Origin of the sequence: Methylobacterium thuringiense (assembly GCF_022179645.1) — a bacterium.
Lineage (GTDB): Bacteria > Pseudomonadota > Alphaproteobacteria > Rhizobiales > Beijerinckiaceae > Methylobacterium > Methylobacterium thuringiense.
Window position 1 is genome coordinate 40,977 of record NZ_BPRA01000020.1, and the last position, 13,861, is coordinate 54,837.

General features: G+C 65.7%; 14 protein-coding genes. 6 read left to right on the plus strand and 8 right to left on the minus strand.

Annotation, left to right across the window (positions count from 1 at the left end):
* Positions 1-19: 19 nt before the first annotated feature.
* On the minus strand, positions 20-2,050 hold the full coding sequence (locus MFF07_RS19125; RefSeq protein ID WP_238232633.1) for an ATP-dependent nuclease: 2,031 nt from the start codon (positions 2,048-2,050) through the stop codon (positions 20-22).
* Positions 2,051-2,419: 369 nt separating this feature from the next.
* On the opposite strand from MFF07_RS19125, the gene MFF07_RS19130 reads away from it, so the two are divergent.
* Entirely contained in the window at positions 2,420-3,130 is a 711-nt protein-coding gene (locus MFF07_RS19130; protein WP_238232634.1) for a L,D-transpeptidase, read from the plus strand.
* Between the two features lie 25 nt (positions 3,131-3,155).
* Here MFF07_RS19130 and MFF07_RS19135 read toward each other — a convergent pair whose 3' ends face one another.
* From MFF07_RS19135 to MFF07_RS19145, 3 genes are all read right to left on the minus strand, one after another.
* Entirely contained in the window at positions 3,156-4,922 is a 1,767-nt protein-coding gene (locus MFF07_RS19135) for an ABC transporter ATP-binding protein (protein ID WP_238232635.1), read from the minus strand.
* A 195-nt stretch (positions 4,923-5,117) separates the two neighbouring features.
* The gene (locus MFF07_RS19140; protein WP_238232636.1) at positions 5,118-6,446 is read right to left on the minus strand and encodes an MFS transporter; all 1,329 of its coding nucleotides are present in this window, start codon (positions 6,444-6,446) and stop codon (positions 5,118-5,120) included.
* A complete protein-coding gene (locus MFF07_RS19145) occupies positions 6,443-7,174 on the minus strand; it encodes a PRC-barrel domain-containing protein (RefSeq protein ID WP_238232637.1) in 732 nt (243 codons plus the stop codon). Before MFF07_RS19145 ends, MFF07_RS19140 begins: the two co-directional genes overlap by 4 nt.
* A gap of 401 nt (positions 7,175-7,575) precedes the next feature.
* Between MFF07_RS19145 and MFF07_RS19150 the strand changes: the two genes are divergently transcribed.
* A complete protein-coding gene (locus MFF07_RS19150; RefSeq protein ID WP_147815271.1) occupies positions 7,576-7,968 on the plus strand; it encodes a hypothetical protein in 393 nt (130 codons plus the stop codon).
* A 103-nt stretch (positions 7,969-8,071) separates the two neighbouring features.
* Here MFF07_RS19150 and MFF07_RS19155 read toward each other — a convergent pair whose 3' ends face one another.
* On the minus strand, positions 8,072-8,512 hold the full coding sequence (locus tag MFF07_RS19155; protein WP_238232643.1) for a PRC-barrel domain-containing protein: 441 nt from the start codon (positions 8,510-8,512) through the stop codon (positions 8,072-8,074).
* 225 nt (positions 8,513-8,737) lie between these two features.
* Here MFF07_RS19155 and MFF07_RS19160 point away from each other — a divergent pair, with 225 nt between their 5' ends.
* Positions 8,738-8,923, plus strand: coding sequence for a hypothetical protein (locus tag MFF07_RS19160; RefSeq protein WP_147815273.1), 186 nt, complete (start codon positions 8,738-8,740; stop codon positions 8,921-8,923).
* Here the strand turns inward: MFF07_RS19160 and MFF07_RS19165 are convergent.
* Together MFF07_RS19165 and MFF07_RS19170 are read right to left on the minus strand one after the other, a co-directional pair.
* Complete coding sequence (locus MFF07_RS19165) at positions 8,886-9,116, minus strand: DUF6894 family protein (RefSeq protein WP_147815275.1); 231 nt, start codon at positions 9,114-9,116, stop codon at positions 8,886-8,888. The genes MFF07_RS19160 and MFF07_RS19165 overlap by 38 nt on opposite strands.
* 143 nt (positions 9,117-9,259) lie before the next feature.
* Positions 9,260-9,745 (minus strand): DUF2721 domain-containing protein, encoded by a 486-nt coding sequence (locus MFF07_RS19170; RefSeq protein ID WP_147815277.1) that lies wholly within the window; start codon positions 9,743-9,745, stop codon positions 9,260-9,262.
* Between the two features lie 532 nt (positions 9,746-10,277).
* Between MFF07_RS19170 and MFF07_RS19175 the strand changes: the two genes are divergently transcribed.
* Positions 10,278-10,601, plus strand: coding sequence for an SWIB/MDM2 domain-containing protein (locus tag MFF07_RS19175; protein ID WP_147077948.1), 324 nt, complete (start codon positions 10,278-10,280; stop codon positions 10,599-10,601).
* Positions 10,602-10,692: 91 nt separating this feature from the next.
* Here MFF07_RS19175 and MFF07_RS19180 read toward each other — a convergent pair whose 3' ends face one another.
* Complete coding sequence (locus tag MFF07_RS19180; protein ID WP_238232638.1) at positions 10,693-11,484, minus strand: SDR family NAD(P)-dependent oxidoreductase; 792 nt, start codon at positions 11,482-11,484, stop codon at positions 10,693-10,695.
* Positions 11,485-11,787: 303 nt separating this feature from the next.
* Between MFF07_RS19180 and MFF07_RS19185 the strand changes: the two genes are divergently transcribed.
* Positions 11,788-12,804: an alpha/beta fold hydrolase gene (locus MFF07_RS19185; protein WP_283206832.1), complete on the plus strand. Its 1,017-nt coding sequence runs from the start codon at positions 11,788-11,790 to the stop codon at positions 12,802-12,804.
* Between the two features lie 14 nt (positions 12,805-12,818).
* Positions 12,819-13,688, plus strand: a complete 870-nt coding sequence (locus tag MFF07_RS19190; RefSeq protein ID WP_238232639.1) for an NAD(P)-dependent oxidoreductase — start codon at positions 12,819-12,821, stop codon at positions 13,686-13,688.
* Positions 13,689-13,861: the final 173 nt, after the last annotated feature.

Consider the following 13,861-nt stretch of genomic DNA (forward strand, 5'->3'; position numbering starts at 1 on the left):
TTAGTTTCTTTAAAGCGAATCAGGCTGCGGCTACTGTAGCCGGCGCCTGAGGCAGGTCTGGAAGCTCCTCATTGTTGAAGAACTGCCACATAGTACGGACAATGTTTTTCAGCATATTACTTTCGCGCCCTTGTTCTTTTGCACGAAAAAGCATCTGATAGACGACTTCTGGAATTTTTTGTGTATCTTTGTTCGGGTGAATACCAAAAGGCTCGCAAGCGGCGGCAAGACACTCGCCATGAACATCCGGAGTTAGATCTTCCATCAGCTTATGCTCTAAGCATTTTCCAAAATGCCCGTAGCACGTGCCAATATTATCGCTGATTGGTGCCGAAGCGATCTCGTTATCTTGGTTTGCCAGCTTGCTTAAAGCAAGATCTATTGTTGGAGATCGCTTGCCAACAGGCAAATGTTGATCACAATCCCAAATTATAAACGTCGGTATACCTAGCTCGCGAAAGATCACAAAGGGGCGGTCGAGATTGGCCTTTCCTTCAGCAGACAGGATGGCGATACCGGCGGCCTCGAAATTCACACCGAGCATCCGCGCAACGGCAGTAAGCGCTGCTCTGTCACTGCGACCTTCGACGAGAATGACGCCACGGGCGAAAAAGCCTTCGGCCAATTCTGCACCTAGGATATGCAGTCTAGGCATCAATGCTTGCCCGCTGAAAGTACCCTCTTCTTTACCCCAAGCTTTTTCAAGCTTGCTTGCGATATTACCGAGATCTAGCGTTAGAAGGTTGCATTGCTTGAATTCACTATCCGAACAAGGTGCGCGCCGCGTGATCCTGATCTCGTCGGCCCTTCCCATGGAAATGAACATTGGGGAATGCGAGCCAAATATAACCTGCGTATGCCCCTGCACGCCCGGGAGCGTACCACTACTTAGGCCTCTCAGCACTTCGGCGAAATGGCGTTGCTTGGTAGGATGCTGATATAACTCAGGCTCTTCAATCGCTAGAATCAGCGTTGGTGCCTGCGCGACGATTGCGGCGGCAGTGGGCGGATCATCGGCTGTACCTGCCTCGGTTTCGACAACGCCGGCCTCCGGCACCGCAGTTCGAGCAAGATGCTGAAGTAGAGTAAAAATAAAGGCGCGTTGTAGACCATGACCTTGCCGATCTACTGGTGCACCAAAACCATCGTCCTTCAGGAATACGTCAGCCATCGGCAGAGGGATTGGCATCTCTCCGCTGTCCCGCCAGTTTAATGAAACTTCGGCGTCTCGGTACAATCCCCGAAGATCGGTTGTAAGGGTTTCAGCAAGCGCGGCGAGTTCAGGCATGTTGTCTGCGGAAACAAGCGCCTGATAGGCCTCGCTCATTTGTTTTTTAAAAGCTTGCACATCAGGTCTTTTAAGAATTTGACTTCGCACCAGAAGCTCAAGGAGCTTTCCAATGACGCTTGTCTTGCCATCCGCGGCATCCGCCGAAGCCTCGCGTACTGCTGGGATAAACACGAAACTCGTATGTCGCTGCAATTTGCCCCGGCTGTTATTTTGGAAACCGAAGAATTGACCGTCGTCGAGCAAAAGCACGAGATGATCGGGATGATCATTCTCCCAGTTAACAAGCGCTTGATCGACGGCTGCCGCACTGCCTGCATTGGGTAAAGCAGCGTAGAGCGGATTACTCTCCCGTAGGTTATTGTAGGCAGCGCGTTTCGCCGTTGCGGTGGTATGCGATCGAATGCCTACAAACTCAGGAACCTGCGGAACGACGCCGTGATAGCGGCCGCTAGATGCACTTCCGTCGAAGATGCGGGTAACGACTAGCTTGCCATCACGCACCCGATCCTCGAAATCTAAAGCCTCCTGCTCACTAAGTTGATGAAATGTTAATTCGATTTCAATTGGCTGTACCTGGTTTCGCCCAAAGAAATCATCAGCATCACAGATCTTCGAAGTCGAATAAAATTTTTCGATTGCTTTCAAAATTGACGACTTACCCGCACCGTTTCCACCAATCAGCGCGGTATGGGCGCCAAAATGGACATCTATATCACGAAGAGACCGAAAGTTCTTGATACGCGCGCGCTGCAGCTGCATTTCCACTCCCCTCAGAGAGCAACATTATCAGACGACAGGCAGCAGAATTGCAAGGACTAATCGTTTTAGCTAGGAAAGTAAATCTGAATTTGGCTGATCACGGCTTCGTCTGAATATTTTGCTATAGAATTGGTCGATTAACTATTTGGAAGTGGGCGTAAGCTGCATAACGATGTTTACAACGAGATAAAAAGCACTGGATAACCGCAGAAGCCCACCCGATCTTGCCTCACGGATGCCGCACAGTCGGTCCCATACGGGGAAAGCCGAACGTGCGGGCAACGCTGCCGATCAGCACGCTCAATGTGGCAGGACGCACGAAGGGCCGTCGGCGCACGCGTCGGGTGCCGGACAGGGGATCCCAGGGTCATGATGTGGGACGATAAGACAAGCGAGAGCGGCGCGGCCGAAGCCGCCGTCCCGTCCGGGCGCCAACCCATTCTGCTGAACCGCCGGTCCTTCCTCGGCGGCACGGCCGTCGGTCTCGGGGCGCTCGGGCTCGCCGGGTGTTCGACCACCGATACCCTGCTGCTCGCCGAGGCGCGGCAGGTCTACGGGCCGATGCCGGACGAGAAATTTCCGATTCCGGCCGCCGACATCAGCAAGATGGATCCGAAATACTATCGGCGGGTCGTGCCCTACGCGTCCACGGAAGCGCCCGGCACGATCGTCGTCGATCCGGCCAGGTTCCACGTCTACCGTATCGAGGGCGACGGGGCGGCCACCCGCTACGGCGCCAATGTCGGCCGGGACGGGTTCCTGTGGCACGGCGACGCCTATGTCGGCCGCAAGTCCGAATGGGCGACCTGGACGCCGCCCAAGGAGATGATCAAGCGCCAGCCCGAGGCCGCCAAATACGCCCGCGGCATGCCGGGCGGGCTCGACAACCCGCTGGGCGCCCGCACGCTGCATCTCTACCAGAACGGCGCCTACACGCTCTACACGATCTACGCCTCGAGCGACCCCGAGACGATCGGCAGCGGCATCACCAGCGGCTGCGTCGGCCTGCTGAGCCAGGACATGATCCACCTCTATGCCCGCACGCCGGTGAAGACGAAGGTGGTCGTGCTCCCGGCTTGAGATCGGGCTGTCGCGCGGCGCGCGCTCACGCCGCCGCGAGCGACATCGACATCGATTCCTTCTTCATCAGCTCGCGATAAAAACCCTCCTTGTGGGTGAGCATCTCGGGCGAGCCGTCCTGGGCGATGCGGCCGTCGTCGAGGACGACGATGCGGTCGAAGTCCTTGAGGGTCGAGAGCCGGTGGGCGATGGCGATCACCGTGCGGCCCTGCATCAGGTTGGCGAGCGCGTGGCGGATCGCCTCCTCGGATTCGGCGTCCAGCGCCGAGGTCGCCTCGTCGAGGAGCAGGATCGGCGAGTCCTTCAGGATGGCGCGGGCGATGGCGATGCGCTGGCGCTGGCCGCCGGAGAGCTTGACACCGCGGTCGCCGACGATGGTGTCGAAGCCCTCGGGCAGCGCCTCGATGAAGTCGGTGCAATGGGCGGCGGCGGCGGCCTTCCAGACGTCCTCGTCCGACGCGTCCGGCCGGCCGTAGCGGATGTTTTCGCGCAAGGTGCGGTGGAACATCGAGACGTCCTGGGGGACGACGGTGATCGCCTCGCGCAGGCTCTCCTGCGTCACGAGGGTGATGTCGTGGCCGTTGATCAGGATCTTGCCGCCGACGGGCTCGTAGAAGCGCTGGATCAGCGAAAAGAGTGTCGACTTGCCCCCGCCGGAGCGGCCGACGAGGCCGACGCTCTGGCCCGGCTGGATCGTCAGGTTGAGATCCGAGAAGACCGAGCGGCCGTCGGGATACTTGAAGGCGACGTGGTCGAAGGTCATCTCCGCGCCGGTCGTGCCCTTCAGCGCCACGGCCTCGGGGTGGTCGACGAGGTCGTGCGGCTGCAGCAGGGTGTGCAGCGCCTCGGAGAGGCGGGCGGTGTGCTGGGTGGCGTCCACCAGCGCCACGGCGAGGTCGCGGGTGGCGGCGAGGATGCGGATGCCGAGCGTCGTCACCAGCACGACCTGACCGTTGGTGGCGTCGCCCGCCTCCCACATCTTGATGACCCAGTAGAGCAGGCCGAGGATCGAGACGACGGTGAGGAAGGCGTGCGTGATGCGCAGCTTTTCCAGGTAGAGCAGCGAGGAGCGGCGCGAGCGCATCTCGGTGCCGATGGTGCCCTCGAAGCGGTGCTGCTCGCGGCGGAAGGCGGAGAAGGCGCGGACCAGGCTCATGTTGCCGACGAGGTCGACCATCTCACCGTCGACCGATGCGGCTTTCGAGGCGAAGTCGTGGTGCAGCGGCTTGCCGGCCGAGGCCATCTTGAACATCAGCAGCACGACGGCGCCGAAGATGCCGGCGAGCACCAGCGCCATGGTGAGGTTCACGGTGCCGATGAAGAAGATCGACAGGGTCGCGGCGACGCAAGGCGGCATCACGTTGAAGGTCGCCATGTTCTCGACGGTGAAGATCGCGTTCGAGGTGGCGGTGATGCGCGAGGCCAGCGTGCCGGGCTGGCGGTCGGCGAAGAACGAGGGCGAGTGCCCGGTGAGATGGCGAAACAGGTCGCGGCGGATGTCGCCGGTGACGCCGACGAAGGTGAAGGCGCCGACGAGGGCCGCCACGCGCCAGAGCAGGTTGTCGGCGGCGATGAAGGCGATCAGCACGATCAGCGCGGTCCAGACGTAGCCCGACGCCGGGCCCTTGCTCAGCGAATCCACCACGCCCTTCAGCGCCCAGTCGGTCGAGACCGAGAAGCTGACGGCGCCGAGCACCGAGAACAGGATCACCAGATGCGGCAGGAGGCGCCGCCGGAGATAGCGCCCGACGAAGGCGAACGGCCTGTTCGCGTAGTGGTGGAGTTCTTCCATCGCGATCGTTCGTCCCGATTTCGATCGATTGCGTCAGCGCTGGAGGAGAACGGCCCCCGACGCAAGGGGGCCCCCTGAACGCAACGCGAAGCGTCACCCGATGTTTCGACCGGCCAGAGATTCTGCCAGCATAAAGCCGGAACCTGAACCCGAGTTGAGCACGTCGTCCGCCGCAGCGTGATTTTTTCGCGGCGGTCAGGCCGCGGGCCGGCGGGTCTCAGGCATGACCAGTGCCACGAGGACGGTGCCGAGCGCGCCGACGATGGCGAGGCCGAGGAAGGCGGTGTGGCTGCCGAGGCTGTCGGCCATGTAGCCGCCGAGCGAGGTCGAGAGCGCGGCCCCGAGCCCCATCGCCGTGCCCACCGCGCCGAGGGCGAGGTTGAAGCGGCCGGTCTTGCGGGTGACGTCGGAGACGATGAGCGGCACCATCACCCCGAGCACCGAGGCCGAGACGCCGTCGAAAACCTGGATGGCGACGAGCCAGTACGGGTTGTCGACATAGGCGAAGAGCAGCCCGCGGATCGGCAGCGCCGCGAAGCCGATCAGCAGCAGCGGCTTGCGGCCCCAGCTCTGGGCGAGGCGGCCGGCGAGCGGCGCGGTCAGCGCCAGCACCGCCTGCGGGACCATGATGCAGGCGGCGACCAGCGCCGTGGCGGTCTCGCTGGCGCGCAGCGTCAGCACGCTGCCGACGAGCGGCATCATCGCGGCGTTGGCGAGGAAGAACAGCACCATGCAGGCGGCGAAGCACAGCAGCGCCCTGTTGGTGAGCAGCGCCTTCACCGAGCCGGAGCCCTCGGTGTCGTCGGCACCGGCCTCCGGCTGCGAGACTTCGGCCACGGCCCGCGCCGGAATGAAGGACAGGGCGAACAGGGCCGGCACCACCAGGGCGCCCGCGAAATAAAACACCGCGTCGTTGGTGAGGTAGTAGCCGATCGCACCCATGGAGGCCGCGCCGAGCGCGTTGCCGATGGCGGAAAAACTCGCGTTGCGGCCGAGCCGCGTGCCGGCCCGGGCATGGCCGACCATGCCGATGCCGATGGCGGCGATGGCAGGCGTCAGCACGCAGCTCGCGGCCGAGTGGATCGCCATGGCGAGCAGCACGACGAGGTAGCTCGGAAACGCCGCGAGCATCACGGCGCTGGCCCCGACGAAGATCGCGGAGAAGGCGGCGGCGAAGCGCTTCGAGCGCGAGGCGTCGACGAAGGCGCCGCCGGGCACCTGGCCCAGCAGGCTGACGAGGCCGCCGACGGTGAGCGCGAGGCCGATATCGGACTGCGTCCACTTCTGCTGGGTGAAGTAGACGGCGAGGAACGGGCCGAAGCCGGTCTGCAGGTTCGCGATGAAGAAGGTGAAGGCGTCGAGCCCCCGGCCGCTGGACTTCGACGGCGCCGGCGCCTCCGGGATCGGCCCGCCCACCGAGGCGTCGCGGCGCAGCGCCGGGCGGGAGCCGCGTCCGCGCGGTTCCGGCCGGGCCGTGTCGCGCGTTCCGATGGCGCGTCTCTCCAGGGGGCGGTTCGCCATCATCTATCCGGCGCCTTCTCCGGCTTCTCGACCGCCTTGTCGGGGGTGCCGGGCTTGTCGGCCACGGCCGCCTTGTCCTGAGGCGACGCGGCGGCGGGCGGATCGCCCTCGGCCTGCGGCGCGCTCACACCCGAGGCGCCGAGCACGACGATCGGCTCGCCGGTCTTGTATTCGGGCGAGACGCGAACCTGGTTGCGGTTGAGCGCCAGGGTGATGCGGCCGACCTTGCCCTCGGTGACGAATTTCAGCACGCGCCAATCCACGGCGATCTTGCGCGAGCCGACGCCGAGGAAGCCGCCGAAATCGATGATCGCGGCGCGCGGGCGGCCGTCCCGGTCGATGATCACGTCGATGATCCGGCCGAGGTCGTCGCCGTTCTGGGCGCGCACGCTCTTCCCGAGCAGGCCTTCGTAATCCTCGGTGTCGAGGACCAGCGCGGGGGTCCCCTTGCTCGGCGCCGTCGCCGTGCCTGCAGGAGGAGCGGCAACAGGAGGAGCGGCAACCGGGGGCGCGATCGGCGTCGCGGCAGGCGCGGAGCCGGTGGGCTGCGGGACGGAGGGCGGCGCGGCGGGGGGTTGTGCGGCGGGCGACTGCTGGGCCTGCGGGGTCGCGGGCGTGCTGGCGGGCGTCTCGGGCCGGCCCGCGGCACCGGTCTCTCCGGCATTCGCCGTCGTCGCCAGGGAACCGAGGGCGATCGTCAGCGATGCGATCGTCCGGATCAGTCTCAGCACCCGTCTACCTCGATCTTCGCCCCACCCACGCCAACGTCGACACGCTGCTGAGGTTCGGCCGGCTTCGTTAACGGTGGGTTAACCCTGCGACGATGCGCTGACCACCCGAACCTGCTTCATCCGTGCCGACCTGGGCGAAGATATGGACCGGCGGCAGCCGGACGATGGCGGGCCGGCCGTCCGCCCGATGGCCGAATCGGACCGCGCGCCGCGGTGGCGCAACGATGCAACGCCCGTGCAAAACCGTACGGACGCCCCGCAAAACGCAGCGGACAATCCCGGGAAGGCCCTCGGCCGGCAGCACAATGTCTGTTTTTCGCCCAATCCTGGTCTTAGAGGTGCCCGGAACACGGTCTAGCCCGCCGGATACGCAGGTGGCTTCTTCGAGGATCCTTCAGCCCATGTCCCTTCCGTCGAGACTTTGCGCCGTGGCGCTCCTCGCCGCCGCGCTCGGCGGCTGCAACGCCATCGGCAGCGCGCTTGGCGGCAACAGCGGCGTGATGCCGGAGAGCGAAGTCGGTCCTCCGCCCTCCATGCGCGGTTCGATCAAGACCGCCCGCGAGCGCACCACCACTGCCGTCGACGACGACGGCAACCCCGTCTCCACCGCGCCGACCCGGCAGCTCGCCCTCCCCAAGACCGTGAAGGGCGAGACGCGCAGCGCCGATTCCGGCCCGCGCCGCATCAACCGCGAAGACCTCGAGGGCGCCGACACCAACCGCCGCAGCGGCGGTGGCGGCGGCATGACCCCGGCCATGACCGGCGGCGGCGTCGGCCTCGGCGGCAAGTTCTGATTTTTTCGGAGTGACCGCCGGCACGGCTCTGCCCGAGCCGGCGTCCGGTTGATCCGTTCGCTGCCGTCTTTGCGGACACAGGCGGGCGACCGCCGCCGCAGGCCTACAGCGCCGGTGCCTTTCGCCCTCCGTAGTGACCGTCCAGCTGCTCGCCATAGGCCGGATCCGAAAACGGGTCCTCGCCCGGCCCGTGCGTCGGCGCGCCGTCCAGGGTTTCACGGTCGATGTCGACGACGTAGCCACCGAGCTCCACCGAGTAGGTCAACGCCTTCCAGGGCAGCGGGTGGTAGGCTTCTCCGATCCCGAGAAAGCCACCGAAGGACAGCACCGCGTAGGCGACCTGTCCCGAGACCTTGTCGACCATGAAGTTGTAGACGGAGCCCAGGCGCTTGCCTGCTCCGTCGAAGACCGGCGTGCCCTCGACCTTGCTCGAGGCGATCAGGCGACCGGTTTCATCGATTGCCACGCCCTCACCGGAGGATGGGTCGAGCTCCAGGCTGCCCGGCTGCTTGAGCCGGCGTTCGTTCGGAAACTCGGTCGGCAAGTCGGTCGGCATCGGCTGTTCCCTGGTGACGGATCACGAGGGCGGGCAAAGCGCGGGGGCGGCGATGGGTTCCCCGGCCACCGGCTCATGGAGGCCCCGGACATTGCAGCGAAATGTCGCCGAGGCGACAAAAGCTCCAAGGCAATGGCCCCGCGTGTCACCCGGACTATAATCAACCCAAGATCGTGCACCGAGACGTCATCGTTGTACGGGGGAGACCGACCGTTGGACGCGGACCGTGATGACACCGATCATGACACCGAGGCCTTGTGCAGCCAGGCACGCGAACTGCTCGGGACGGCAGCATCGTTTCGCGTGCGCGTGCTGCTCGACATGATCCTGATCGAACTGGCGCGTGATGCCGCCACCCGGATCAGCGCTCCTCGATCTGACTCACCAGACGAATCCTGAGCGGCGTCTCGCCGGCTTCGTCGCGCACGGTGAGCACCAATGTAGTCTCCTTCGAGTCGGAAGCCTCCGCGGCGAGGAGCTTGATGGCCACGCTCAGGGCCTCTTCCCGGACGGCAGCCCTGTCCGCCAACTCGCGGCCGACCTCGTCGTGAATGTCGACGCCGTCGTGCACATCAAAAAAGAAGCGAGGCACTTACAACTCCCGATAGGCGCGGCGGGAGCAGGATAAACTCACGATCGCAGGATCCGCAGCCCGAAAACTGCGATTGTGCGCAATCTACTGGCCACCAATCCAATGGCAAGTGTGTCCCTTCGGTTCAGACTGCCGAGCTCGTTTCAGGATTCTGTTTTGCGTTCGGCTTCTGCCTGCCGCAGGTCGAGCCGTCGGCGCAGGCTCCGGCTCGCCAGGAGCATCTCGACGCCGAAGAGCGTGAGCGCGCCGAGCGTGCAGAGGATGCCGAGGCCGAACAATGCGAACAGCACGTCGGCTACCGTCGCGTCGCGGAGCGCGCCGACGAACAGCGTGAGCACCGCACCGCAGACCGCGACACCGCCGAGCGTGCAGAGGATCACCGCCGCATCGAGGATCAGGGAGCGCAGCCGCAGGGACTCGATTCGCAGCAGCATGCGGTCGCGCTCGGATCGGGGGGCCGAGCCGATCCGGTCGGACAAGTCATGCGCCTGGTCGGCGACGCGGGCGAGCCGGTTGCCGAACACGTTGAGCAGGGTCGCGATGCCGCCGAGCAGGAAGACGGGGGTCAGCGCGACCTGGATGACATGGGCGACGGTATCGAGGGAGGTCGGCAGGTCGGTCGGGGACATGGCCGGGAGATAGAGGGCTTTCGGGCAAAATGGGTACCCGGCGCGTCGCCGGAGGGCGCGGCATGCGCGGCGGGGGACTCCCGCATCTCGAAGACGTGCTTGGATGCGACAGGCTCGAATGGGACTGGCGTGGGTTAGAATCCGGACCGGCCACGCCGTCCTGCGCCCCGTGGGGGCCGGCCTTGCGGGCATGCCGCGACGACCGGGGATGGGTCGGGTCATCGACCTGAGGCAGCGAAACGCACCGTCAGGTTGCCGAAATCGAGAAAAATCCAACCGATCCAAGGGGAAGCCGGCCATTTCGGCTTGACCTCGCCGGGTGGGACGCGGAACAGCTTTCGGCCGGTGACGACTTCCCCCCTCCGAGAGCGGCGAGACGATCTCCCGAACGGACCCGCACCTGTGGATGGCACAGGCGCGGACGCATTCCGCTCTTGGAACGACGGCGTCACCGTCTAGTTGTTGCTGCTACGCGCCTTCGGGGCGGGCCCGTCAGGATGTCCGCGCTGTAAGCGCCGAACGGAGGGAATCCATGGCTAAGACACCGACCAAGGCCGCTGCGCCGAAGGCTGAGACCGCAAAGAAGGTCGCGGCGCCCAAGGCTGCCGCCAAGCCGAACGCGCTTCAGCAGCCGCTCAAGCCTTCGCCCGAACTCGCCGCCATCGTCGGCGACAAGCCGCTGGCCCGCGGCGAAGTCGTCAGCAAGGTCTGGGAGCACATCAAGAAGCACAATCTCCAGAACCCGGAGAACAAGCGCGAGATCGTCGCCGACGAAAAGCTGAAGAAGGTCTTCGGCAAGGACAAGTGCTCGATGTTCGAGATGAACAAGCACCTCGCCGCGCACCTGAAGGCCTGATCCAGGCCGGGGAAACCCTCCTGCGGAGCAGCGCCGGCCCGCATGCGGCCGGCGCGCTCCTCAGTGTCGCGGCACCCGTTGGCCTGGCTCGTCAGGCGATGCCGCGCAGCACGCCGCCGTCGACCCTCAGGGCCGCGCCCGTCGTCGCGCTGGCGGCGGGGGTGCAGAGATAGGCGACCATGCTCGCGACCTCTTCCGGCCGCGCGAGCCGCTTGATCAGCGAGGTCGGCCGGTTCTCGGCAATGAAGCTTTTTCCGGTCTCCTCGAGATCGGCGCCGGCCCCGCCCATGGACTTCAGGAAATCGGCGACGCCCTCGGTCAGGGTCGGCCCGGGCAGGACGCTGTTCACGGTGACGCCGCTGCCGCCGACCGTCTCGGCGAGGCCGCGACTGACCGCGAGCTGGGCCGTCTTCGTCATCCCGTAATGGACCATCTCGGACGGGATGTTGATCGCCGACTCACTCGCGATGAAGACGACGCGGCCCCAGCCACGCTCGACCATGCCGGGCGCATAGGCCCGCGACAGCCGCACGCCGCTCATCACGTTGACGTCGAAGAAGCGCTGCCAGTCGCCGTCCTCGATCTCGAAGAACGGCTTGGGCTCGAAGATTCCGGCATTGTTGATGAGGATGTCGACCTTGGGCAGTCCGGCCACCAAATCGGCGACGCCCTCGGCCGAACTCACGCTGCCGACACCGGCGATGAACTGGCCGCCCGCGACCTCTTCCTTGAGCTGCGCGATCGCCGCGTCGACGCGCTCGGCGGTCCGCCCGTTGACGGCGACGTAGGCGCCGAGCTTGGCCAGCTCCTTCGCCACCGCATAGCCGATGCCGCCGGTCGATCCGGTGACGAGGGCGCTCTTGCCGGTCAGATCGATATCCATGGATGCAACTCTAAGTTAGATCAGGATGCCCGCTCGAAACGGCAACGCACGAAACCGCGCCGGGGTGCATCGCAACATCCGGACAGCAGCCAGGGCGGTGGCGGCTTTGGCCATGGCCGGCGTTCGGCCGCCGACGACGCCGTTCCCGGTGCGTATCCCGGCGAATACCGGGACTGTCGGCGTCAGCATGACGAGAGCGGTGTGACAGTCATGACTTTCACGAAGGTCTCCGGCCCCGCGCCGTACCGGCCGGCGCCCTATCTCCCGGTCGCGGCCCGCCCGCGCTCGCCCTCCGGAGTCCCGATGCGCCTCGCCTCGACCCTCGCCCTGCTCGCCCTTCTCGCTCCCTCCGCACCCGGCGCGCAGGACGGCCCCGTGGCGGCGGCGGACACGCCGCTCGGCATCGCGCTCGAAGGCTTCGCCTATCCGTATCCGGTCGGCTACCTGCCCCTGACCCGCGACGGCGAGGCCCAGCGCCTCGCCTACATGGACGTGCCGGCAGCCGGAAACGCCAACGGGCGCAGCGTCTTGCTGCTGCACGGGCGCAATTTCCCATCGAGCTACTGGCTCCCGGTGATCCAGGCCCTGACGACGGCCGGATACCGGGTGATCGTGCCCGACCAGCTCGGCTTCGGAAAATCCTCCAAGCCCGTCGGCGCCTTCACCTTCGACGCCATGGCGGCCGACACGGTGGCCCTGCTCGACCGGCTCGGCCTGAACCGCGTCGACGTCATCGGGCACTCCATGGGCGGCATGCTCGCGGTGCGGATCGCGCGCAGCTACCCGGCGCGCGTCAACAGCCTGGTGCTGGAGGCGCCGATCGGTCTTGAGGACTACCGCATCCCGGTCCCGCCGGTCTCCGACGCGATGCTGCTCAAGCGCGAGGGCGATCTCACCGCCGACGCCTACCGCCAGCAGCTCAAGACCAGCTACGCGCTCTCGCTGCCGGATTCGGCGATCGAGCCGTTCGTCTCGACCCGCGAACGGGTGAAGGGCTCAGGCGAGTATCCGCGCTGGCTGCAGTCCTTCGTGAATTCCTACCAGATGATCTGGGGCCAGCCGGTGGTGCACGAGATCCCCTACATCGCCGCGCCGACCCTCTTCATCATGGGCGCCAACGACCACAACGCCCCGGGCAAGCCCTACGCGCCGCCAGAATTGCGGGCCGCGATGGGCGAGAACGCGATGCACGCGAAGGAACTCGCGAAAAAAATGGGCAACGGCCGCGCCGAGGTCATCGAAGGCGTCGGCCACCTCGTTCACATGGAGGCGACCGAGCGCTTCGACGCGCTGGCCGTCGATTTCCTCAACACGCATTGACGGATAGGCGAAACATGGACGTCGGATTTCTCGGGCTCGGCCGCATGGGCCGCGCCATGGCCGCGAACCTCGTCAAGGCGGGCCACAATGTGCGCGTCTGGAACCGCTCGTCTGAGGCCGCCCAGGGCATCGCGGGGGCAACGCCGGTCGCAACGCCAGCCGAAGCCTTCCGGGGCGACGCGGCCATCACCATGCTCGCCGACGACGCGGCGCTCCGCTCCGTGATCGTCGAGGGCGGCCTGCTCGACGCCCCCGAGAGGCCAATGGTGCATGTCAGCATGTCGACGATCGCGGTGGCGCTCGCGCAGGAACTCGCGCCGATCCACGAACGGGCCGGCGTGGCCTACGTCGCCGCCCCCGTCTTCGGCCGGCCCGATGCCGCCGCGGCCGCGGCGCTCAACATCGTCGCGGCCGGCGACGAGGCCGCCATCGCCAAGGTGCAGCCGCTACTCGACGCCATGGGCACCAAGACCTGGCGCTTCGGCCCCGAGCCCTACCGCGCCAACGCCGTGAAACTCGCCGGCAACTTCATGCTGATCTCGGCGATCGAGGCCATGGGCGAGGCCGCGGCCTTCGCCGAGGGGCACGGCGTCTCGGCGGCCTCCCTCCTCGACCTCCTGACCAACACGCTGTTCGCCTCGCCGGTCTACAAGGGCTACGGCGCGCTGATCGCCGAACACCGCTACGAGCCGCCGGGCTTCACCATGCGCCTCGGCGCCAAGGACGTCCGCCTCGTCCTCGCCGCCGCCGAAGCCGCCGGCGTGCCGATGCCCTTCGCCGGCATCCTGCGCGACAACTTCATCGACGCGATCAGCCACGGCGACGGCGACAAGGACTTTGCGGCGCTGGCGACGGTGGCGGCGCGGCGGAGCGGGCAATCGTAGGGGGTTGGGCGAACGGGTGAACGGCGGGGTTCGGGAGATTCGAAGGTGCGATACGCCGAAGTACTGCCCCAACTGTCGTCTGTGGGTGGCTTTCCGTTTGTTCGCCTCAAGGCGGCAATGCATGGAGGCGGACGTGTTCTCCGTTCCTGCTCTCGACCCTGGCTGTGTCAAAA

What these genes read in the sequence shown, in the direction of transcription:
- MFF07_RS19150 (WP_147815271.1), top strand. Translation starts at nt 7,576, where the DNA reads ATGTCCCTTCCGTCGAGACTTTGCGCCGTGGCGCTCCTCGCCGCCGCG.
- MFF07_RS19190 (WP_238232639.1), top strand. Translation starts at nt 12,819, where the DNA reads ATGGACGTCGGATTTCTCGGGCTCGGCCGCATGGGCCGCGCCATGGCC.
- MFF07_RS19125 (WP_238232633.1), bottom strand. Translation starts at nt 2,050, where the DNA reads ATGCAGCTGCAGCGCGCGCGTATCAAGAACTTTCGGTCTCTTCGTGAT.
- MFF07_RS19185 (WP_283206832.1), top strand. Translation starts at nt 11,788, where the DNA reads ATGCGCCTCGCCTCGACCCTCGCCCTGCTCGCCCTTCTCGCTCCCTCC.
- MFF07_RS19140 (WP_238232636.1), bottom strand. Translation starts at nt 6,446, where the DNA reads ATGATGGCGAACCGCCCCCTGGAGAGACGCGCCATCGGAACGCGCGAC.
- MFF07_RS19170 (WP_147815277.1), bottom strand. Translation starts at nt 9,745, where the DNA reads ATGTCCCCGACCGACCTGCCGACCTCCCTCGATACCGTCGCCCATGTC.
- MFF07_RS19130 (WP_238232634.1), top strand. Translation starts at nt 2,420, where the DNA reads ATGATGTGGGACGATAAGACAAGCGAGAGCGGCGCGGCCGAAGCCGCC.
- MFF07_RS19135 (WP_238232635.1), bottom strand. Translation starts at nt 4,922, where the DNA reads ATGGAAGAACTCCACCACTACGCGAACAGGCCGTTCGCCTTCGTCGGG.
- MFF07_RS19175 (WP_147077948.1), top strand. Translation starts at nt 10,278, where the DNA reads ATGGCTAAGACACCGACCAAGGCCGCTGCGCCGAAGGCTGAGACCGCA.
- MFF07_RS19180 (WP_238232638.1), bottom strand. Translation starts at nt 11,484, where the DNA reads ATGGATATCGATCTGACCGGCAAGAGCGCCCTCGTCACCGGATCGACC.